Consider the following 21,115-nt stretch of genomic DNA (forward strand, 5'->3'; position numbering starts at 1 on the left):
TATGGCGCTTCAAACTAGGCTAAGTGGTGCCAAAACATTGCGGCTCGCTTCTCAGGAGAGTTAAAAAATGAGGCTTGTATCTCGCTGGAACCGCGCCCACATTTTATTATGTTTAGGCGCTTTTTTGTTGGCTGTGCTGATGGGTCAGCTTTTTTCGACTCAGTCGAGTTATGTTGGTGTTCCGCAACCTACAAATTCGCTGCCGGTGGCGATTACAGAAGGTTGGCAGTACCGCTGGGGTGATTCACCATTTGATGCGGCGGGTGTGCCGGTGTGGAGTTATCAGGAACTCTCAAGTCCTGAGTGGAAATCGTTACAAATTCCCGCAAAGCTAGCGAAACCTCCGGGAGAAAAAATGGCTTGGTTTCGTGTTAAGTTGCCTGAAGGCCGGTGGCAATATCCCAGCCTTGATTTACAAGGAGCTTCTTGGGCATTTGAAGTATATCAAGAGCAGGAACTCATTGGTAAATTTGCCGAGTTAGATGCAGCCGGGAGCCTACTCAACTTAAAAGATAGAAGCTGGTGGATTATTCCGGTAAGACCTAATTTACAAAATCAAACTTTGCTTTTTAGAGCAAATGTAGATTTTCAGAACCTAATTGATATTAGACTTGATAAAAAAATAGTCATTGGCTCGCTTCCACAGCTAATTAAATCAGTCGTTAAAAAAGAAATTTTTAAGTTTGTTTTAGGATGCCTATTTGCTTTGATTGGATTTTTTGCGTTTTTATATTTATTGAAAGATAGCACAAAAAAAGTTTATTTAGGATTTAGTTTTTTTTCAATTTGCTTAGGAATTTATAGCATTTTAGACAACCACACGATTAACTTAATTTTTACTATTCCCAAATATTATGAACCGATAATGCTAGCCTCCTTTTACTTAATACCTGTTGGGCTATGTTATTTTTTTGAGCAAATATTTGGCACCGGCAGTAAATCTATCATCAGGCGACTATGGCAATTGCATCTTGTTTATGCGGTTGTCGCTTTAACTTTAGTGAGCGTTAAATCATCTTTTTTAGACGCTACAGTAAATACGGCTTTTATCCTGTTTATTGGAAGTACATTCATTATAATTGCAAGTGCAATTAAAGTAGCTTTAAAAGGAAATATTGAAGCAAAATTGTTTACATCAGGATTTACTGTCTTTGCACTTTGCGCTCTGCCAGATATTCTTGAAAGCCTGAAAATTATTAGCTGGCCGGTAGAGACTTATTACTGGGGAATGTTAGGCTTTATTTTATTTCTGGTTGTTATTCTAGAACGCCGATTTACCGAAGCGCGAAACCAGCTAGAAATGCAGAATGCTACATTGCAGAGAATTGCTAAGCTCAAAGATGAGTTTTTAGCAAATACATCCCACGAACTTCGCACACCCCTTAACGGCATTATTGGCATTGCTGAATCTATGATTGATGGAGCCACCGGCTTACTGACTTCACAGCAAATTGCCAATCTTTCTTTAATTGTCTCAAGTGGCCGGCGTCTAACTCAGCTTGTTAATGATATTCTCGATTTTTCTAGACTAAAACACAAAAATATTGAACTACAAAAAGGTGCCGTGGGGATGCGAGAGATCGCAGATGTGGTGTTGACACTTAGCCACCCCCTAATCGGTAAAAAATCTTTAGAGTTAATCAATAAAATTGACCCAGATTTGCCGCCGGTAGAGGCTGACGAAAATAGATTACAACAAATTTTACACAATTTAATCGGCAACGCCATCAAGTTTACTGAAGCCGGCACCATAGAAATTTCTGCTGTATTAGGAAGTGGAGAAGAATTTTCTGCCTCACCACCCCTCAATCCGCAATTGCCAATATTAGCGATTACCGTTTCTGACACCGGCATTGGCATTTCCCCTGACAAATGGGAGAGAATTTTTGAGTCGTTTGAACAAGCAGACGGCTCAACTGCCAGAGAATACGGCGGCACCGGCTTGGGTTTAGCCGTTACCAAACAGCTTGTCGAGTTGCACGGCGGCAAAATTTGGCTGGAATCAACGCTGGGAGAAGGTTCGCGGTTTACGTTTACCCTGCCGGTGTCATTTCAAGATAGGCAACCCACAAATATCAGCAATCCTCGTTTGAAATTATCAAAATTAGCTGTAACAAACGAAGAAGACACCTTGCCAGAACGCAACTTTGTTTCAGATTTATCCCTGAATCTAGCTCCAGAACCTAATCCTCCTCAATTTAACGCTTCTCAAGGAGACTTTAAAATTTTAATTGTGGATGATGAGCCGGTGAATCTGCAAGTGCTTGTTAACCATTTATCTCTGCAAAACTATTCTCTCACGCAAGCGACAAATGGGATGGAAGCTTTAGCAACCATTGAAAAAGGGTTTCAACCAGACCTCGTTCTTTTAGATGTGATGATGCCGCGAATGACCGGCTATGAAGTTTGTCAAAAACTTCGCGAAAAATTTGCGGCAAATGAATTGCCGGTGGTGTTACTAACTGCATTAAATCAAGTGTCTGATTTAATGGAAGGATTTACTTCAGGAGCTAATGATTATTTAACCAAACCGATTTCAAAAAATGAATTGTTGGCCCGAATTAAAATCCACATTCAACTATCAAAAATAACCCTGGCTTACGGGCGTTTTGTGCCTCATGAGTTTCTGCGTTTTTTAGGACATGAGAGCATTATTGATGTTAAATTAGGCGACCAAGTCCTTAAAGAAATGACAATTTTGTTTTCTGACATCCGCTCGTTTACAGCTATGTCGGAGCGCATGACACCCAAACAGAACTTTGATTTTATTAATGACTACTTGAAACGAGTTGGCCCTGTGATTCGGAATCACAAGGGTTTTATCGATAAATATATTGGTGATGCGATGATGGCACTGTTTCCGGAAACCGCAGAAGACGCGGTGCAAGCAGCAATCGCAATACAACAGCAAGTCTCACTTTATAACGCTCACCGGCAGGAAAATGGCGACCCTCCGATTGCGATTGGTATTGGTTTGCACACCGGCAGTTTAATGTTAGGGACTGTTGGAGAAGAACAGCGCATGGAAACAACGGTAATTGCCGATGCGGTGAATCTGACGTCTCGCTTGGAAGGGCTAACAAAACTTTATGGCTCAGGGATTGTGATCAGCGAACAAACGCTTAATTGTCTCAACGAGCCGGCAAACTATTGCTATCGATTTTTGGGTAAAGTTAAAGTCAAAGGTAAGCAAGAAGCCGTCGGAGTCTTTGAAATTTACGACGCAGAGCCAGCCCAACAAAAAGCTTTAAAACTGCAAACCCAAACTGATTTTGAACAAGCGATTAATCTTTATGAAAATCAAAGATTTGCTGAAGCCTGCCAAGTTTTTGAGCAAATTTTGCAGGTAAATAATCAAGATAAAGCGGCTGCTTTTTATGTGAAACGCGCTCAAGAGCTGCAAATATCTGGGAAAGCGGGAAGTTGGAGGGGGATTGAAACACTCGAGGAAAAATTATAAAGAGATTAGTAAATTAACAGCCCCTACATTCTGCTGTTATTTAACTGAAGCAGAATCGCAAAAATTCCTAGCTGTAGGGGCCGGTTTTGCTAATTGTCCCAATCTCCTAACAAATAATGACTGCTGCGATGCTACACCGGCAGCTCATTTAAGCAGAGGTCAAGCCGGTTTTAGCTTCTTGGGCCACCTGTTCCACGTCATCGTTGGCAAGACTTTCTAAGGTCGAGCGCGTGTCCGATCCGCCAAAACGTGTCAGTGCTTGTGCCACTCTGTAGCGGATCTGCCAGTCATCATGGGTGGCAAAAGGAGTCAGCAACGGGATCGCCCGCTGATCTCCGAGTTCCCCAAAAGAACTAATCGCAGCCATTGTCAGGAGGTCTTCGCCGGCATTCAAAGCATTTTCTAATAAATCGAATGAGCGCTCGTCTCCCAGTTCTCCTAAAGCAGCAACAATGCTGAACTTAACAATCCACTCTGGCGTTGTTTGATACAGTTGCTGTAAGTCTTCAAAGGCTTCTTTTAACTGTAGCCCTCCCAAAGAATCTGCCGCTGCTGCTTGCACATCGGGTTCAGGATCGTGGATTAGGCGATCACGCAGCACATTTAACGCCGTTTGTAAATCCTGCCGGCCTAATGATGCCATTTGGCTTGCCGCTGCGTAGCGAACGCGGGCGTTGCTGTCTTGAATAGCCGTTTGGGCTAGTTCAAATGCAATGGCCGGTTCGAGCTGGCGCAGTTGGTTAACGGAACGAAGGCGCTCGCCCAAATCTTCTGAATTTAGTTGCTGCCTAACAGACTCAGGAGTAATACTCATTCTCTTGCTTTTGCGAACTTACGAACTGACCGAGGGCTAGTGGCTAATTGTTCAACGATGATTAACGATTAGCGCCAAACTTTCGAGCGAAAATAAAAAACTTTTGATTAATCTTGACTGGCTGCCATCTCTCGCACAATATCCCCACGAGTCAGGATACCAATCAGGTGGCCGTTAGCATCCAGCACCGGCAAGCGGTGAATCTTGCGATCATGGATCTGCCGTGCTGCATCTGTCAGGGATTTATCGGGTGTGATGGTGATCGGATTTTGGCTCATCACTTCCCCCACCGTCTGCCCTAAGGCTTTGTGCAAGTCTCGTTCGTGGGTTGCTGGATTTTTTAAGTAAATCACACTATCAAGCAGCATGATATAAGCCGGAGGCGTCGTTCCAGTTGCCCGCACCATCAAGTCAGTTTCAGAAAGGATACCAACCAACTTGCCGGTCTCATCCACCACGGGAAGACCACTAATGCGTCGTTCAGCCAGAATCTCAATCGCTTCCTGTAAGGGGGTTTCAGGCCGGACAATGATTAAATCCCGGCTCATCACATCGGCAACGGTCTTAGGCATGGTGGGTTAAATCTGCTACAAAGATCCACTCATCTCCTATCATAGCTCTGCCAGGACACTCAGCCTTTGATCGACAAAGACTCCTCACGCCTAAGGTTAAGATCGGAAGCATCAGGCGATTTACATGGCAACCCGAATCAATGGCAGAAGCAGAAACTGAGTGTGACCAACCGCACCCGCAACCCAAATATCTTTGCGTTATGGTTTGCCAGCATCTATCTTGCCAGCGAAACGGCTCAGCAGAGGTGCTACAAGCGTTCCGAGAGCATAAAGTTGCGGGCGTCACGATTAACCCTAGCGGCTGTCTGGGACAGTGCAGCTCTGGCCCTACTGTCCGGGTGACGCCAGAAGAGACTTGGTATTGCCGCGTGACACCGGATGATGTGCCGGTGATTGTTGAGAAGCATCTAATCGGGGGAGAGCCGGTGGAAGCCAAACTGCACCCTAGGATTCATTTGCGATTTTATTAATATGGGGCATGGGGCATGGGGCATGGGGCATTGGGCATGGGGCACTGGGCATTGGGCAAGGCTGCGCCAACCTAAAGGTATGGGCATTGGGCATGGGGCACTGGGCACTGGGCAAGGCTTCGCTAACCTAAAGGTATGGGCAAGGCTGCGCCAACCTAAAGGTAAGGGCATGAGGCTAGAGACATGATTAGGAGCTCAGTAAACAGTTGTCTTCTTTATTTTCCTTTCAGTAATCGCACTTGTAAGAGACAATAGCTTGCCGTGTTTTTGGGTAAATAGGAGCGCCCCTACTCCTTCTCGCTCGCTTCTGGCTTCGGGATTTCCATAGATAACAGCGCCCAAGAACGGATCAGATTATTCACCTGTTCTGGGATTTCGTCGTGGGGACAGTGACCGGCACGGAGGAAATATTCGGTTAACTGGGGATAGTATTGGCGAAACTTGATGCTTCGTTCTCTTGAGTTCATCCAAGGATCGGCTTCTCCCCACAGCATCAACAGGGGACAATTTAGCCGGCTCAACAGAAGGTCAACTTTTTCACCTTGAGGGGATCTGAAGACGGAGGCAAACACTTTTGCCGCACCGGCATCACAAGAAGGCCGGTAAATATCTTCTACCAGCTGGTCTGTTACCGCACTTTTGTCTAGATAAACTTTCTCTAGCGTTTTGCGAATGATTGAGCGCTGGCGGGTGTATTGAAACAGCAGGAAACTCGCCCAATCTTGCAAAAACAGCCACTTCATGCCTTCTTTTAAGGTGTCTCGCATTGGGTCAGGTTGGCGCACCGGCTCGTTAGAGGTAAAAGGGCCGGCACTGTTAATTAACACCAAACCTAAAGCAGACTCTGGTCGCTGGGCTGCAACGCACAGCGAAGCATAGCCACCGAGGGAGTTACCGACCAATATTGCCGGCTCACCGATGACTTCGGTAATAAATTCATGCAGTTGATCTCGCCAGATATCGCCGCTGTAGAGTTGATCTGGTTTGGCAGAACGCCCAAACCCTAAAAGGTCAATTGCCCAAACGTCAAAGTCGGCAGATAAATCGGCAACATTTTTGCGCCAGTGGTCTGTAGATGCCCCAAAGCCATGAATTAACAGCAGTGGCGGACGTTGTGGCTGCTGGCTGCCGGCGTGCAGGTAGTAAATAGATTGCCCCCGCCATTTCCAGTAGGCACCAGGAATTGTAGGTGTTGTAAGAGTTGCTTCCACGCGAGATAAATTAATAAGTTTTATTAACTATTATAAAGCTTTGTTTCGGATTCAGCTTGGAGCTATCGTTTCTCTGGAATTTGACTGCCGGTTTTGGCCAGTTAGAGAGACTTGTGAGCAATCAGATGTGCCGGCAGTACAATAGCCGGTACGCAATAGCGATAAGGCATAATGCCCTTACTTCACTTTTCGACTTAGGATCTGCCAATATATTGTATTGATGAGCCAGCCGGCTCACCAGACTTTCCCCAAGATGCCCCCGAAGAACCCAATGACAAAACGCAAAATCAGATCGATCAATCGCTATATTATAATTTCCTGGTCTCTCAGAAAGCCGTAATTTGAAAAGGACAGGGTGCCGAAGGCGTGAAAGCTCTATTAACAAATAAGTTCCTTTGGTTTTTGCGGGCAGCGCCAACCTGCAAGCGCGGATTGCGTCAGATTCCCTTGGAAGCAACCCCCACAACTGGGCGACAACCGGCGCATCTTCCAGGCTAAAGTTTATAGATTTTGAAGGTGGAAATGATGACGCAGCAGAACATTTTAACTCTCGCCAAGCAAGGCAACCCGCAAGCAATCAAAGTCTTAATCAACCAATCCCTCCAACCTAAAGGAATTACCGTTAAAGTTGGGATTAAGAATAATTGTTTAATGGTGTTTGCCGAATCAAATAATCCCCCGGATCAATCAATGGTGGTGAATTTTATCCGCAAGGGGATGATGAATTTAAAACCCGAATCAGTGCAGCGGGTGGTGGTACAGGGACACACTGCCGGCAACACAGCCCCAGCTTGGCGAGAAAAATTTGATTTGAATGCCGGTTCAGCAGCCACACTCGTTCAGCTTCCGACAGCCCAACCCCCCGCCAGCAAAAGTCCTGCCGCAAAAAAAGCGCCCACCAAAAACGCGAAACGTCCGCAGCCTAGTTCCGATCAAACCGAGCCGGTAACCCAGGTTTTAACCCCCCCTAAACCGCTTCATCCGGTTCTTGCTTTCATTAAAAGTTTCGTTTTTATTATTTTGTATTTTTTGTGTATTTTGGGTTTAGCTGCTTTAGCTTTTGGTGTAAAACTAGCGGCAATTTTAGTAGCTGAACGTTTAATTTATGAAATTCAAATTGTTGGCGATGTGTTGCGGGGCATTCAAATTATTGAAATTTTAAATATTTTAGTTTTTGCAATTTTGGGAATGGGGTTTGGCGTTGCAACCATCCTATTGCCGCGAAAAGTTGGCGTGCCGATCAGCAGTCTTTTGATTATTGCTTTACTTCCCGTTATTTTTTGCACAACGGATATCGTCAAGTATTCCAACTGGGTGAATGAAATAGCAGAGCGAGATAATCTAGAATACGTGAAAGCCGAACAGCTCACTAACTCATTTTTAAAAAGTAGAGTGGGGCAGCAAGGTTTTTTAGGATTTTATATTCATACTGCCGAATTTCCAGTTCTTCCCACAAAAAAAGCGGAGATGGAATCGGTTGGCGCTCATAAACAGAAAGTTACATCAAGATTCGCCACTATCACTAAAATAGATTCCAAAAAAATAGCAGCTTTGTTTTCAATTTCTGGGTGGGGAATCCGAGCTTTCTACTTTTTAGTTGCCATCATGACAACCATCATTCATTTTCGTGAAGGTTTGAGCGCTGTTAAGATTTTATCTAAACCTAGCTTTGAAAATGAGCCGTATATCAACACGCAAGAAGCATAAAAGGTAAAAGTTCAGAAGATTTTCTTTTACCTTTTACTGCTTATTGCCGGTTAACGGAACATACTGCTGACAGAACTATCTTCGTGAACGCGCCAGATGGTTTCACCGAGTAAGTTGGCAACTGTAAGCATCGTTAGCTGTGGGAAGCGGTTTTCTTCAGGCACGGGAATTGTATTTGTGACAATTACTTCCTCAAAAAGCCCACTTGAGAGACGTTCAATCGCTGGCGGCGAGAAAACCGCATGAGTTGCACAGGCGTAAACCTGCCTCGCGCCTTCACTCCGCAACAGTCTGGCTCCTTCTGCAATCGTGCCGCCAGTGTCGATCATATCGTCTACTAGCACGGCTGTTTTACCTCTGACATCGCCAATGACGTTCATCACTTCCGCCACATTATGAGCTTGCCGGCGCTTATCAATAATTGCCAGGGGAGCATCATCTAACTTTTTAGCAAAAGCTCTGGCGCGTGCCACACCGCCGACATCGGGGGAAACCACTACCAGATCAGGCAGATTCTTACTTGCCAAGTAATCTAAGATCACCGGCGAACCGTAAACATGATCAAAGGGAATATCAAAATAGCCCTGAATTTGGGCTGAGTGTAAATCCATCGCCAAAATGCGAGTGGCTCCAGCTTCAGTAATTAAGTTGGCCACCAACTTTGCCGTAATCGACTCCCGTCCAGCCGTTTTGCGGTCTGCCCGCGCATAGCCATAATAGGGAATCACAGCCGTAATTTGCCGTGCCGAAGCACGACGACAGGCATCAATCATAATCAGCAATTCCATCAGGTTATCGTTCACCGGATGGCAAGTAGGCTGGAGTAGGTAAACATCACAACCCCGAATCGATTCCTGAATTTGAATGTAAAGTTCTCCATCCGCAAACCGTTTGCGTACCATTGGACCCAAGTCTATTCCCAGGTATCGAGACACTTCCTGAGACAGGGCCACATTGGCCGAACCAGAGAAGAGTCGCAGACGGTTATGATCAGCAACAGCTGGTAAAGCAGGCTGAAGAGTTAGAGTAGCAGAATGGATCACAGCAGACCCTCGCAGCGCGTTCTTTCATGGCAATCTTATCATTCCTATTTAAAATTATTGCCTAGGATTCTACGGAGAAATCCTTGAAATGGGGATCGATTGTTTCGGTAAATTAAAGAATGTTGCTCTAACCGGCTCCCATGCTTAACAGAGCGACCCCAGCCGGCTATCCCTAAGCCAGACAAGCACGGAAGGGCATTCGTTTTATAGGCACCTGTGGGGCTTGGGCCAAGCTGAGACTGGCCTGAAAACGTCCAAGCTGTCGGGCCGGCACAGAAAATAAAAATAAAATAAAAAAATTCTCGCGTTCGCGCCTGCTTGTCAAAGTCGTAAGAAAGGTTAACATCATGAGCTTGAAGGATCAGATTGGCGAAGACATCAAAGCAGCCATGAAATCTAAGGATAAAATCCGGCTGGAAACAGTCCGCAGCATTAAAAAACTGCTCCTGGAAAAAGAAGTGAGCGTCCGTCCTGCCGGCCAAGAAGCACTCACCGAAGAGCAAGAAATGGAAGTCTTAGTGCAGCTAGCCAAACAGCGGCGGGATTCAATCGAGCAATACCGGCAAGCCAAGCGAGAGGATCTAGCATCACAAGAAGCTCAGGAATTGGCCATCATCGAAGAGTATCTACCTCAACAGATGTCTGATGAGGAAGTCAGCGCCATCATTGACCAAATCATCGCCCAAGCCGGTGCCACCACAGCCAAAGACATGGGTAAAGTCATGGGTCCTGCAATGCAACAGCTCAAAGGAAAAACAGACGGCAAAAAAGTCCAAGAAATGGTCAAAGCCAAATTAAACAGTTAACTCATCCCTACGGGGAAGGTTGCAATATGACCAAGCTGATTAACACAAAAACGCTCCAGACAACTTTAATCGCAGCAATACTTGCCGTGGCAATGAGCGGCTGTTCCTTCGCCGGCACTGAGGCAAACTCATCACCGGCTCCCAAAAACAGTCAAACGCCAGCAGTGATGGCCCAGCAGTCCCCAGACTCAAGCAGCCAGTCTCAAACCCAGAAATGGCGACCCATGACTGAACCAGAAAAAGCCGATGCCTTGCAGTACATTTTGAACCGACCCTTGGGCATTGCAGCACTCAACCAGCTAGCTATTGAAGGCTTCATCAGCCCCCAATGTCCCAAAACCTTTTACACCGACGAAACAGGGTTCCAAACCTTACTGCGCGTCAAATGTCCTGACGCACGCGGCGTCTCCATTGCCGTGAGTTACGATGAAATGCGCGTTATTTTCAATCGTTTTGAAGATAACATTGAGAGTTTCCAAGTGCAGCGAGTCAGTGACGAAAATCGCGATCGCGTGGCACCTCTGCCCGAATAAAGGCCAATATCCAGTGAAGCGGGGAGGAAATCGTGAGTAACGTCCCTATCCCCTCTTCCCTTTTTTGTGATCCGAACGTTTGGTAGGAAGCTAGAAAGTCTCTGAAGGGCAACCCGTTCACTGCCAATCTAAAATCTAGAATCTAAAATGGTCTAACCTGCTATGCAACCACCAATTCCTGCCGGCACCATCCTACAAAACCGTTACCGCCTGCTCAGTATTTTGGGTCAGGGAGGGTTTGGGCGCACATACTTGGTTGAAGATACCAATCGGTTTGACGAACGTTGCGCCCTTAAAGAATTTATCCCCATTCAGACGGGTGCCTATGCGGTGGAAAAGTCGCAAGAGTTATTCCAAAGAGAAGCCGTCACCCTCTATCAAATTCAGCATCCCCAAATTCCTCAGTTCCGAGCGACGTTTGAGCAGAATGGTCGGCTGTTTTTGGTGCAAGATTACGTGGAAGGGAACACCTATCGCACCCTGCTCAACGAACGAAAAGCAGCCGGGAACACATTTTCCGAAACCGAAGTGTTGCAGTTGCTGTGGCAGTTGTTGCCGGTGTTGGAGTATATCCACACTCAGGGCATCATTCACCGCGATATTTCCCCAGATAATATTATTAAGCGAGAGGCCGATGGGGTGCCGGTGTTGATAGACTTTGGCGTGGTTAAAGAACTGGCCACCCGTGTCCTCTCCCCTGAGACAACGCCGCCGGCAACCACCGTTGGGAAAATGGGCTATGCGCCCAGCGAACAAATCCAAACAGGCCGTGCCTATCCGAGCAGTGATTTCTATGCTTTAGCCGTGAGTGCCCTTGTCTTGCTCACGGGTCGAGAACCTTTAGAATTATTTGATGACGTGCAGCTGACTTGGAATTGGCAGCAGTGGGCGTCAGTGAATCCCGATTTCTGTGCAGTCTTAAATCGGATGTTAAGTTATAGACCCGGAGATCGCTACTTGAGCGCAACCGAACTTGCTCAGGCGCTCAAGCCTCTAGTCACTCCACCCCCCATTCCTGCCATCCCAGCGATCCCCCAGCCGCCCATTCCCGCCCCTCAACCTCCTCATCCCAGTCTTTCCGAGGTGCAAACGGTAGCGGTTGGACGCCGGCTTGACCCAAATAGCCCTGCTGCTGCCCCTAGCCCGAACCGAATCAATCCGATCATTGAGCCACCACAAGAAACGTCTATTTGGGATAACCCTCTGGCGGTCACAGCCATTGGTGCCGGCCTGGTACTGATCACCGGCTTTGGATCTTGGGCGCTGGTGAGTTCTGTGGGAAATCGGCAGCCGGTTCAACCCTCCCCAACCGCAACCGTTGCCGTTCCCCCCACCCAGGCACCGACAGCTCCACTGCGACCCAATCCCAGTCCGACTCCAACGCCCAAACCAATCCCCATCAAGCGTTTACAAGTCCCCCTCGGCACAACTAAAGCTGCCGGTGGCAGCCTGAAAGGTGATGAAACGATTAACTATGTGGTTCAGGGACAGCCAGGACTGCAATTAACCGCTTACTTGCTGAGCAAAGATGTTTTTATGACCCTGTTCGGGCCAAACGGAAAACCTCTGGCTGAACCGTCGCGACGGGTATCTGTGTGGCAGGGTATTTTACCGGCTGCGGGCGAGTACAGCATTCAACTTAAACCTGTGCCCGGAAAGTCCAAAACTGACTACCAGCTAGAGGTAACTTTGGAGCAGCCGGTGCAACCTACACCTACACCCGAACCGACTCCGATTCCCACACCCACTCCGATTCCCACACCCACTCCGATTCCCACACTCGAACCGGAACCTACGCCTATCCCAACGTTCACCCCCGAACCCATTCCCACACCGACTCCCACCCCAACATTCACGCCGGCTCCAACTCCCACACCTACGCCTATCCCGACGTTCACCCCCGAACCAACTCCCACACCGGAACCGACTCCCATTCCCACACCCGAACCGACTCCAACTCCCACACCCGAACCCACACCAACTCCCACTCTAGAACCGACTCCCACGCCGGCACCTGTCATATCGCCTACTCTAGAACCACCACAACCCACAATTCCACCCTTGGACGGAGAACCTCTTAGCTTTCAGACTTTGGACGGAGAACCCCTTAGCTTTCAAACTGGTGAAACCCAAACTCAAATTTCTGGTCGCACCAGCCCCCAGTTACTCAAGCGCTATTTAGTGCGTGCTGCCAAAGGACAAGTGATTGCGGTTGAACCCGTCACCGGAGATGTGACGTTCAATATTCGCTATCCAGACGGTGAGCCGGTGGAAGACGCATCTGGCCTTTTGTCCTGGCAGGCTCAACTGCCCACTGCCGGTGATTATCAAATTGAGGTAATTGCACCCCAGGAAACTGCCTTTACGCTCAATGTCAGCCTTCGCAATTAGGGCAGCGAGGGTTTGGACTTTTAAGATTTTTGCCAGAGGTGGATTTTAAGCTGATACTCCTCTAACTTGTGTTGTTGGCGAAGCGATCCTCATCAGTAAAGTCCTCTCTCCTGAACCGTTGAAGAGGGCGCACACCCTCTTGCGTCCCTACAGCCCCCCTCAATCTCAATAAACAAACTTATTTGCGTAGTAGCTGAATGAATGCACTTCTGATTACTGGAACAGATACAGATGCCGGTAAAACTGTTTTGACGGCGGCTTTAGCTGCTTACCGGCAGACTTATTGCACTTCCCAAACCCTGGGAATTATGAAGCCTATTCAGTCGGGGGTGGGCGATCGCGAACTGTACGGGCGTTGGTTTTCCTCTGAGCAATCTTTAGAAGAAATCACGCCTTTATTTTTTCAGGCACCTTTAGCACCGCCGATCGCAGCGGAACGGGAAGGACGGCGGGTGGAGTTAGAACAGGTTTGGCCGGCTTTTGAAGCGCTGCGACGCCGGTTTGATTTTGTGCTGGTGGAAGCGCTGGGGGGGCTGGGATCGCCGATTACGCACGAATTGACTGTGGCAGATTTGGCCAGAGATTGGCGAATTCCGACGGTTTTAGTGGTGCCGGTGAAATTGGGGGCAATCGCGCAAGCGGTTGCCAATGTTGCTTTAGCCAGACTTGCCGGTGTTCATCTCAAAGGTATTGTCCTCAATTGCGTCCAACCTCGCACAGAGCAAGAAATTGCGGATTGGGCACCGGCTGATCTGGTGAGTTCCTTAACTCAGATGCCGGTTTTAGGCTGCTTGCCTTACTTGGATGATCCAACAGATCGGGCCAAACTCGCCCAAGTTGCCTCGCATTTAGAGCTTGAACGGTTCATGCCGGTGGCAAATGCCTTCAGCTTGTCCCCTGGTAACACAAGTCGGGCTGCCGGTTGAGTGTTTTTTAAGTTGTATTTCTAGGAGCAAAGCCGGTCAACCACGCCTTCATTAGTGAAAACCCGGCTTTCTCAAAATAATATTTTGCCGCTCAACCGAAAGTTTCTCGCCCCTAGAGTTCAAGTAAATACTCCTGTGGTATGACAGACATTAAAGTTGGGGTGTATCTAAATTTTCAATTTTAACCAAACTTTCCGTAATAACACTGATAAAACTTTTTCCCTTATGAAATCTTTATAAGGTTTTGTAAGTGTTTCAGTAATTAAGCTTACATATAGCCACTTTGTTCTCTTTATAGGCAAAAGTTATATTTCTAACTATCGGTAGATTCACCTAGATTCTTGAGAAAATATAAAGAGAATAGCTGGGTGCATCTCCCTTTTGCTACCAATGAGTGCGGATTTGTGTTTAGAGCGATCTGCTGTGCAGTAACGCTTCGCTATCGCTCAGGGAATCCCAGATGAAAACATTCCTGAAAAGGAGTCAGTACAGACTGACTCAAGCCGGCCTGTGCTTGAGTCATTAGCAACCACGCGCCGATTTTGCAACAGGAGAGGCCAAAATTTTGAGTTCTTCCTGACTACAGCATGGCCGGATTAGCTCGATTGCAGGCTGTTACTCGATTCTGGCTCCTTCACAAGATGTTTGATAGCTGGAAATTCCCTCAGTGAACACAACAGGCCGATTTGGAATCGGGAATCTCTCAGTTGCTCTAAATGCGGGAACGTGATTTGAGCCAAAGCGACGGGAACGAATAGCTTGGGTGCATAAAGTAAAAATTGCTGCACCGCAATCTAAATGGCATCCCCACAAAGCTAAACGCTGAATAGATTAGCAAAAGCGAGATGCACCCAGAGGAGCGATTTAAAAGGGAGCAAAAGCTAATATGTCAACGAGCAACGGCACATCTGGTAACGATTTTGTTTTAGGCACTACAGATGTAGATAATCTTCAAGCGCTAGCCGGCGACGATCTAGTTTTGGGGCTAGATGAAAAAGACCAAGCTGAAGGCGGCCCAGGTCAGGACTTTCTCGATGGCAACATCGGCGACGATACCATATTCGGGGGTTCTGGAAGCGATACGGTGCGAGGCGGGAAAAATAACGATAATCTATTTGCTGAAGCTGGCAATGACACCGTCTTGGGCGACTTGGGGAACGACACCGGCTTAGGTGAAGTTGGACGCGATATTCTGTTTGGCAACCAAGGTTTAGATTGGCTGGCTGGCAACGAAGACAACGATAGCCTGCATGGTGGCAAAGGAAACGATACCCTGCGCGGGGGTAGAGACAATGACCAGTTGCTTGGTGAACTTGATGATGACGTACTTGCCGGCGATCTCGGTGACGACGTTGGATCAGCCGGCACCGGCACCGATATTCTGTTTGGCAACCAAGGTGCCGACTGGCTAGGTGGCAATGAACAGAACGATTCCCTCTATGGCGGCAAAGAAAATGACACGCTGCATGGCGGTCAAGACAATGACCAGTTATTTGGCGAACTAGATGATGACGTACTCGCCGGCGATCTAGGGGACGACATCGCTTTGGGTGAGGTCGGCAACGATTATGTATTTGGCAACCAAGGTGCTGATTGGGTTGCTGGCAACGAAGGCAACGATACCATCTATGGCGGTATGGATAATGATACCGGCCACGGGGGTAAAGATAACGACATGGTCTGTGGCGATCTCGGCGATGACGTGATGCATGGCGACTTGGGAGATGACCTCGTTTGCGGGGGTGCCGGCACAGATGTCTTATATGGCAACGAAGGCAACGACTGGATCGGCGGTAACGAAAATGAGGATACACTTCATGGCGGCATCGGCAATGACTCCTTGTTCGGCGGGATGGAAAATGACTTCATCTATGGCGAAGAAGGTAATGACGTACTCGCCGGCGATATCGGTGCAGATACAGTCTACGGCGGCAATGGCAATGACTCGTTTATTATTGGCCGGCGCAACGATGTTCCAGGCTATCGCACCACCGGCGGCCCGGAACTCTCTGACGCAGACTGGTTCCTCGACTTTGGCAGCGATGACGTTATTTCATTGATAGGCGGTTTGACAGCAGCCGAACTAAATATCTTTGCCGGCACTGAGGCATACGCCGGCTATACGATTATTCAAGATAATGTTCTCGGCGAATATTTAGCCATTATCAGAGGCACCCAGCCAAACTCTTTCGTCCGCGACACTTACCAGTTGACTTACCGGCCTACCTCAGCACCGGCTGACGATGGTGACGGAAGTCCGGCTGACGGTGGTGACGGAAGTCCTGTTGTTCCACTGCCAGTTGATAGCGGTGGCGGTACACCAGGTGGTGGTGGGGTTATACCGGGCGGTGGCGGCGGTACACCAGGCGGCGGTGGCGGTACACCAGGCGGTGGCGGTACACCAGGCGGTGGCGGCACACCAGGCGGTGGCGGTACACCAAGCGGAAATACTGCCCCAGTTGCTGTAGCTGATGCGGTGACGACAGATGAAGATGTGCCGGTGACTCTGCCGAACGTGTTAATCAATGACACGGATGCTGATGGCAATCCCCTCACAATTACCGGCAGCACCAATCCGGCGAACGGCACCGTGGTCAATAACGGCGACGGCACGTTTGTGTACACACCGACAGCCAACTTTAACGGCACGGATAGCTTTAATTACACAGTGTCAGACCCTCAAGGGGCCACAGCAGCCGGCACAGTCACAATTACCGTCAATCCAATCAATGATGCGCCGGTTGCCTCAGCTGGCAATGCTTTTACCACAACCGAAGACACGCCAGTTCAGATTCCTAACCTGTTAGCGAATATCACAGATCCCGACGGTGATCCCCTAACTGTGACCCAGATCGGGACGCCACAAAATGGCACTTTGACTCCCAATGAGGATGGCACCTATACATACACCCCAACACCGAATTTCAACGGGACAGACAGCTTCACCTACACCGTTTCAGATGGCAAGGGTGGCACAACCACTAACACGGTAACGATTAATGTTGGCGACCAAAATGATGGCCCGGTTGCTGTAGCCGATGCGGTGACGACTGATGAAGATGTGCCGGTGACTCTGCCGAACGTGTTAACCAATGACACGGATGGTGACGGCGGCGTCCTCACAATTACTGGCATCACCAACCCGGCGAACGGCACTGTGGTGAATAACGGCGACGGCACCTTTGTTTACACACCGGCAGCCAATTTTAACGGCACCGATAGCTTTAATTACACAGTTTCTGACCCTCAGGGCACGACAGACACCGGCACAGTCACAATTACCGTCAATCCAATCAATGATGCGCCGGCTTTTACAGGTGACAATGGGTTCACCACAAACGAAAACACGCCGGTACAAATTCCAAATCTCTTAACCAATTTCACCGATCCCGACGGCGATCCCGTAACGGTGACCCAGATCGGAGTGCCACAAAATGGTACCCTGACTCCCAATGAGGATGGCACCTATACCTACACCCCAGCACCGAATTTCAGCGGGACAGACAGCTTCACCTACACGGTTTCAGATGGTAAGGGCGGCACAACGACTAACACGGTAACGATTGATGTTGCTGATGGTGGCGGCACACCCCCTGTAAACGCCGCCCCAGTTGCTGTAGCTGATGCGGTGGCGACTGATGAAGATGTGCCCGTGACGATTCCGAACGTCTTAATCAATGACACGGATGCTGATGGCGATGCCCTCACAATTACCGGCAACACCAATCCGGCGAACGGCACTGTGGTGAGTAACGGCGACGGCACGTTTGTTTACACACCGGCTCCTAACTTTAACGGCACGGATAGCTTTAATTACACAGTGTCCGACCCTCAAGGGGCCACAGCAGCCGGCACCGTCACAATTACCGTCAATCCGGTTAATGATGCGCCAACGATTAGCGATGTCGCTGACCAATTTACCACTCCAGACACTCCCACTGGGCCGATTCCATTCACTATCGGTGATGTGGATACTGAACTGGCGAATTTAACCGTCACCGCGACTTCTTCCAATCCGGCTTTGGTGGCAGATGCCGATATTACACTGATCGGCACCGGCCCTGAGCGCAAGGTGACAGTGACTCCAATTGCCGGCCAAGTGGGCACCACCACCATCACACTCGCTGTTAGCGACGGGGTGACAACGACAACCGATACATTTAATCTGGCAGTTTATACGCCAATTGCGCCTAATGACATTACCCGGAAGGTGTTGTTAAGTAGCCCCTTGCAAATTACTCCTGCAGAACTGCTGGCTAACGACATCGATCCCATCGGCCAAGGACTGACGATTACTGCCGTGTCCGATGCTGTCAATGGCACGGTAGCTATGGACCCACAAACTGGGCTGATTACTTTCCAGGCAATTAGGGATTTTTCGGGAATCGGCTCTTTTACCTACACCGTGCAAGATAGCAATGGGGGCACGGCAACAGCGACAGTCACAGTACCGATTACTCCTGTAGTAGAGTTGGCTTCAATTGCTACAAACACGAACGTGCCGGTGGGAACCGGCGGCTTTCCCATTAACGGCGAAACACCCGGAGACAATGCCGGTAATTCGGTGAGCGGCATCGGGGATCTCAATGGTGATGGCCTTACAGACATGATTGTTGCCACGAACCAAGCCGACCCCGACGGCTTGGTTAATGCCGGCAAAGCTTATGTGGTTTATGGCAAGGCAGATCCCGCTCCAATTAATTTAACCGATGTCAATGCCGGCATCGGCGGCTTTGCCATCAGCGGCGAGGCGGAAAATGACCAAGCCGGTCATGAGGTCAGTGGGGCGACGGATTTCAATGGCGATGGTGTTGTCGATGTGATTATCGGCGCTCGCTATGCTGACGTTGGTGCCCTTGGCAATGCCGGCAAAGCTTATATTGTCTACGGAAAGACAGACGGCACCCCTGTTCCTTTAACCCAAGTGGCAGCCGGCACCGGCGGCGCAGTTCTCTTAGGTCAGGCGGGAGCCGATCAGCTCGGCAATTCCGTGAGTGAGGCAGGGGATGTCAATGGCGATGGCATTGGAGATGTAATTATCGGTGCACCCAGCGCGGCTGTTGGTGCAACTATCTCTACTGGGAAATCCTATGTGGTATTTGGTAGAGCAAATGGCACTGCACCCTCAATTAGCGATGTTGTTGCCGGTATTGGCGGTTTTGTGATCAACGGCGAAGCGATCGATGATCAGTCAGGTCAGTCTGTCAGGTCAGCGGGGGATGTCAATGGCGACGGCCTAGCTGATGTGATTGTGGGTGCTCCGTTGGCCGATGCCGCCGGCGTGAATGACTCTGGCAAAGCCTACGTGGTTTTTGGTAAAGCTGATGGGACGGCGGTGAGTCTGGCTAATGTGACAGCCGGCACTGGCGGCTTTGTGATCAACGGCATAGACCCAGGCACCCGTGCCGGTCGCTCCGTAAGTGGCGCTGGAGATGTCAATGGCGATGGTTTTTCTGACCTAGTCATCGGTGCTCGTGGTACTAACAATACGGCTGCCGGCAATTCTTATGTGGTGTTTGGTAAGGCAGAGGGGACAGCCGTCAATCTCACTGCCGTGGAAGCCGGTACCGGCGGCTTTGTTATCAACGGTGAGCCAACGAATGACACCACAGGGCGTCCGGTGCGGTCGGCAGGGGATATTAACGCAGATGGCCTTGCTGATATTATTTTGGGCGCGAGTATTGCGGATGTAAATGGCCCTCAATCTGGGAAAGCCTACGTGATCTTCGGCAAAACTGGCACTGAGGCGCTTAACTTGAATGAAGTGGCTACCGGCATGGGCGGGTTTGCCATTAACGGGGAGTCGCCGCAAGACTTGGCCGGTACTGGAGTCAGGCGGGCCGGAGATGTCAATGGCGATGGCTTCTTGGATGTGATTGTGGGTGCTCCAGGGACGACCCCGAACAATGCTGCAGGAAGATCCTACGTGGTTCATGGGGGCGATTTTACCGGCTCTGTGACCCAGCAGGGAGGTGCCGGTGCTGATGTTCTCACCGGCACGGCGGCGGCGGATGTTCTCGTTGGTGGTGGCGGCAACGATACCCTCACGGGTGCCGGCGGTGCGGATGTTCTCTATGGTGGCCCTGGTAATGACATTCTGGGAGTCAGCGATGGCAGTTTCATTCGTGTCGATGGTGGCACCGGCACCGATACCCTGCGCCTTGATGGAGCCGGTTTCAATCTCGACTTGGCAGCGATTTCTAATATTCGGATGTCTAGCATTGAGCAAATTGATCTCACGGGTGCTGCCACCAACAGCTTGGGACTGACTCGTCTGGAACTTTTCGCTCTGACGGATACCAACAAGCAGCTCATTGTTAATGGCATTGCGGGTAATGTGGTGAGCTTACAGGATCAAGGCTGGACGCTTGCCGGTCAAAGTGCCCTGAATGGCATCACCTACAACCAGTACAGCAACGGCAATGCTTCCCTGTTAATGGATACAGACATTACCGTGCAAAACTTTAACCAAAATGCTGCTGTGTAAATTTGTCAGGGTTTCTTCACATGAAAACAACGCAATTGCAGAGGTATCAATGAGCGGAACTGCATTTAATATGCACAAGTAGAAAAGGAGTTATTGTCAGGAATCAATATTCATCTTACGTTTGCGTGCTAAATGAATATTGATTTCTGGCATTGACTCGCCGGGAGCTTAATTGACCAAATTATCTTTTGCTTCCTTTTCTTTCGGATTGTTGTTAATTAAATGTTTTTGTTTTCAAGATAAGGAAGTAACGACATTATTATCTCAAGCTACAGAGCATTTAAATGGCGCTTCTGTAGCTTTTAATTTTATCATTGTACTCATTTTAACTATAAAATTTATAAGTAATTGAATTTAAAATTTAAGCATAGATTTAAATTTAACCTTAAATTTAAGAATGTGACATTTATTTAAATAACTACTAATTTAATTCTGTAAAACTCTATCTGTGAAAGATTTTGAGGTTAAAAATATAAAAATTAAAAGTGAATCAATCAAAGATTAAATGATTAACACTATTAAATCCGAATATTCATTAAAATGCCATAAGGAACCGTAAATTTTAGCTCTAGAGTAACCACCGGCAGCTAGGGAAGAATCAGTGATTTGCCTCAACCCAACCTAGACCCTTATAAGGAGCCACCTTAAGAGATTTAACAGCCAGTTTGGCTAAGGACTGCAAAAAACCATTCAAA

13 protein-coding genes are annotated in these 21,115 nt (G+C 48.5%); 9 read left to right on the forward strand and 4 right to left on the reverse strand.

Features of this window, described 5'->3' with window-relative positions; translation table 11 throughout:
- Window positions 1-67 precede the first annotated feature (67 nt).
- Window positions 68-3,460 (forward strand): ATP-binding protein, encoded by a 3,393-nt coding sequence (locus tag H6F73_RS12725; protein WP_190759099.1) that lies wholly within the window; start codon window positions 68-70, stop codon window positions 3,458-3,460.
- Between the two features lie 148 nt (window positions 3,461-3,608).
- Here H6F73_RS12725 and nblB read toward each other — a convergent pair whose 3' ends face one another.
- Both nblB and H6F73_RS12735 read right to left on the reverse strand, forming a co-directional pair.
- Complete coding sequence (nblB, locus tag H6F73_RS12730) at window positions 3,609-4,274, reverse strand: phycobilisome degradation protein NblB (protein WP_190759100.1); 666 nt, start codon at window positions 4,272-4,274, stop codon at window positions 3,609-3,611.
- Window positions 4,275-4,381: 107 nt separating this feature from the next.
- Window positions 4,382-4,846, reverse strand: coding sequence for a CBS domain-containing protein (locus tag H6F73_RS12735; RefSeq protein WP_190759101.1), 465 nt, complete (start codon window positions 4,844-4,846; stop codon window positions 4,382-4,384).
- Window positions 4,847-4,986: 140 nt separating this feature from the next.
- Here H6F73_RS12735 and H6F73_RS12740 point away from each other — a divergent pair, with 140 nt between their 5' ends.
- The gene (locus tag H6F73_RS12740) at window positions 4,987-5,316 is read left to right on the forward strand and encodes a (2Fe-2S) ferredoxin domain-containing protein (RefSeq protein WP_147688702.1); all 330 of its coding nucleotides are present in this window, start codon (window positions 4,987-4,989) and stop codon (window positions 5,314-5,316) included.
- 1 nt (window position 5,317) lies between these two features.
- Window positions 5,318-5,503 carry a hypothetical protein gene (locus tag H6F73_RS12745; protein ID WP_190759681.1) on the forward strand — a complete coding sequence of 62 codons (186 nt, stop codon included), beginning with the start codon at window positions 5,318-5,320 and terminating at the stop codon, window positions 5,501-5,503.
- A gap of 100 nt (window positions 5,504-5,603) precedes the next feature.
- Here H6F73_RS12745 and H6F73_RS12750 read toward each other — a convergent pair whose 3' ends face one another.
- Complete coding sequence (locus tag H6F73_RS12750) at window positions 5,604-6,527, reverse strand: alpha/beta fold hydrolase (protein WP_190759102.1); 924 nt, start codon at window positions 6,525-6,527, stop codon at window positions 5,604-5,606.
- Between the two features lie 522 nt (window positions 6,528-7,049).
- Between H6F73_RS12750 and H6F73_RS12755 the strand changes: the two genes are divergently transcribed.
- The gene (locus tag H6F73_RS12755) at window positions 7,050-8,234 is read left to right on the forward strand and encodes a hypothetical protein (protein ID WP_190759103.1); all 1,185 of its coding nucleotides are present in this window, start codon (window positions 7,050-7,052) and stop codon (window positions 8,232-8,234) included.
- Between the two features lie 50 nt (window positions 8,235-8,284).
- On the opposite strand, the gene H6F73_RS12760 is transcribed toward H6F73_RS12755, so the two are convergent.
- Window positions 8,285-9,277, reverse strand: a complete 993-nt coding sequence (locus tag H6F73_RS12760; RefSeq protein ID WP_347239528.1) for a ribose-phosphate pyrophosphokinase — start codon at window positions 9,275-9,277, stop codon at window positions 8,285-8,287.
- A gap of 347 nt (window positions 9,278-9,624) precedes the next feature.
- Between H6F73_RS12760 and H6F73_RS12765 the strand changes: the two genes are divergently transcribed.
- The 5 genes from H6F73_RS12765 to H6F73_RS12785 all read left to right on the forward strand — a co-directional run bounded on the left by H6F73_RS12765 (window position 9,625) and on the right by H6F73_RS12785 (window position 20,420).
- A complete protein-coding gene (locus tag H6F73_RS12765; RefSeq protein WP_190759104.1) occupies window positions 9,625-10,083 on the forward strand; it encodes a GatB/YqeY domain-containing protein in 459 nt (152 codons plus the stop codon).
- A gap of 26 nt (window positions 10,084-10,109) precedes the next feature.
- Window positions 10,110-10,616, forward strand: coding sequence for a hypothetical protein (locus H6F73_RS25970; RefSeq protein WP_199330514.1), 507 nt, complete (start codon window positions 10,110-10,112; stop codon window positions 10,614-10,616).
- A 162-nt stretch (window positions 10,617-10,778) separates the two neighbouring features.
- Entirely contained in the window at window positions 10,779-13,007 is a 2,229-nt protein-coding gene (locus tag H6F73_RS12775) for a serine/threonine-protein kinase (protein WP_190759105.1), read from the forward strand.
- Window positions 13,008-13,204: 197 nt separating this feature from the next.
- A complete protein-coding gene (bioD, locus tag H6F73_RS12780; RefSeq protein WP_190759106.1) occupies window positions 13,205-13,933 on the forward strand; it encodes a dethiobiotin synthase in 729 nt (242 codons plus the stop codon).
- 886 nt (window positions 13,934-14,819) lie between these two features.
- Window positions 14,820-20,420 (forward strand): tandem-95 repeat protein, encoded by a 5,601-nt coding sequence (locus tag H6F73_RS12785; RefSeq protein ID WP_190759107.1) that lies wholly within the window; start codon window positions 14,820-14,822, stop codon window positions 20,418-20,420.
- The last annotated feature ends 695 nt before the right edge of the window (window positions 20,421-21,115 follow it).

It is taken from the genome of Microcoleus sp. FACHB-68, from assembly GCF_014695715.1.
Taxonomy (GTDB): Bacteria; Cyanobacteriota; Cyanobacteriia; order Cyanobacteriales; family Oscillatoriaceae; genus FACHB-68.

Bases quoted from the DNA above. Each gene is read 5' to 3' on its own strand.
- H6F73_RS12725 (WP_190759099.1), top strand. From the start codon at position 68: ATGAGGCTTGTATCTCGCTGGAACCGCGCCCACATTTTATTATGTTTA.
- nblB (WP_190759100.1), bottom strand. From the start codon at position 4,274: ATGAGTATTACTCCTGAGTCTGTTAGGCAGCAACTAAATTCAGAAGAT.
- H6F73_RS12735 (WP_190759101.1), bottom strand. From the start codon at position 4,846: ATGCCTAAGACCGTTGCCGATGTGATGAGCCGGGATTTAATCATTGTC.
- H6F73_RS12740 (WP_147688702.1), top strand. From the start codon at position 4,987: ATGGCAGAAGCAGAAACTGAGTGTGACCAACCGCACCCGCAACCCAAA.
- H6F73_RS12745 (WP_190759681.1), top strand. From the start codon at position 5,318: ATGGGGCATGGGGCATGGGGCATGGGGCATTGGGCATGGGGCACTGGG.
- H6F73_RS12755 (WP_190759103.1), top strand. From the start codon at position 7,050: ATGATGACGCAGCAGAACATTTTAACTCTCGCCAAGCAAGGCAACCCG.
- H6F73_RS12765 (WP_190759104.1), top strand. From the start codon at position 9,625: ATGAGCTTGAAGGATCAGATTGGCGAAGACATCAAAGCAGCCATGAAA.
- H6F73_RS25970 (WP_199330514.1), top strand. From the start codon at position 10,110: ATGACCAAGCTGATTAACACAAAAACGCTCCAGACAACTTTAATCGCA.
- H6F73_RS12775 (WP_190759105.1), top strand. From the start codon at position 10,779: ATGCAACCACCAATTCCTGCCGGCACCATCCTACAAAACCGTTACCGC.
- bioD (WP_190759106.1), top strand. From the start codon at position 13,205: ATGAATGCACTTCTGATTACTGGAACAGATACAGATGCCGGTAAAACT.
- H6F73_RS12785 (WP_190759107.1), top strand. From the start codon at position 14,820: ATGTCAACGAGCAACGGCACATCTGGTAACGATTTTGTTTTAGGCACT.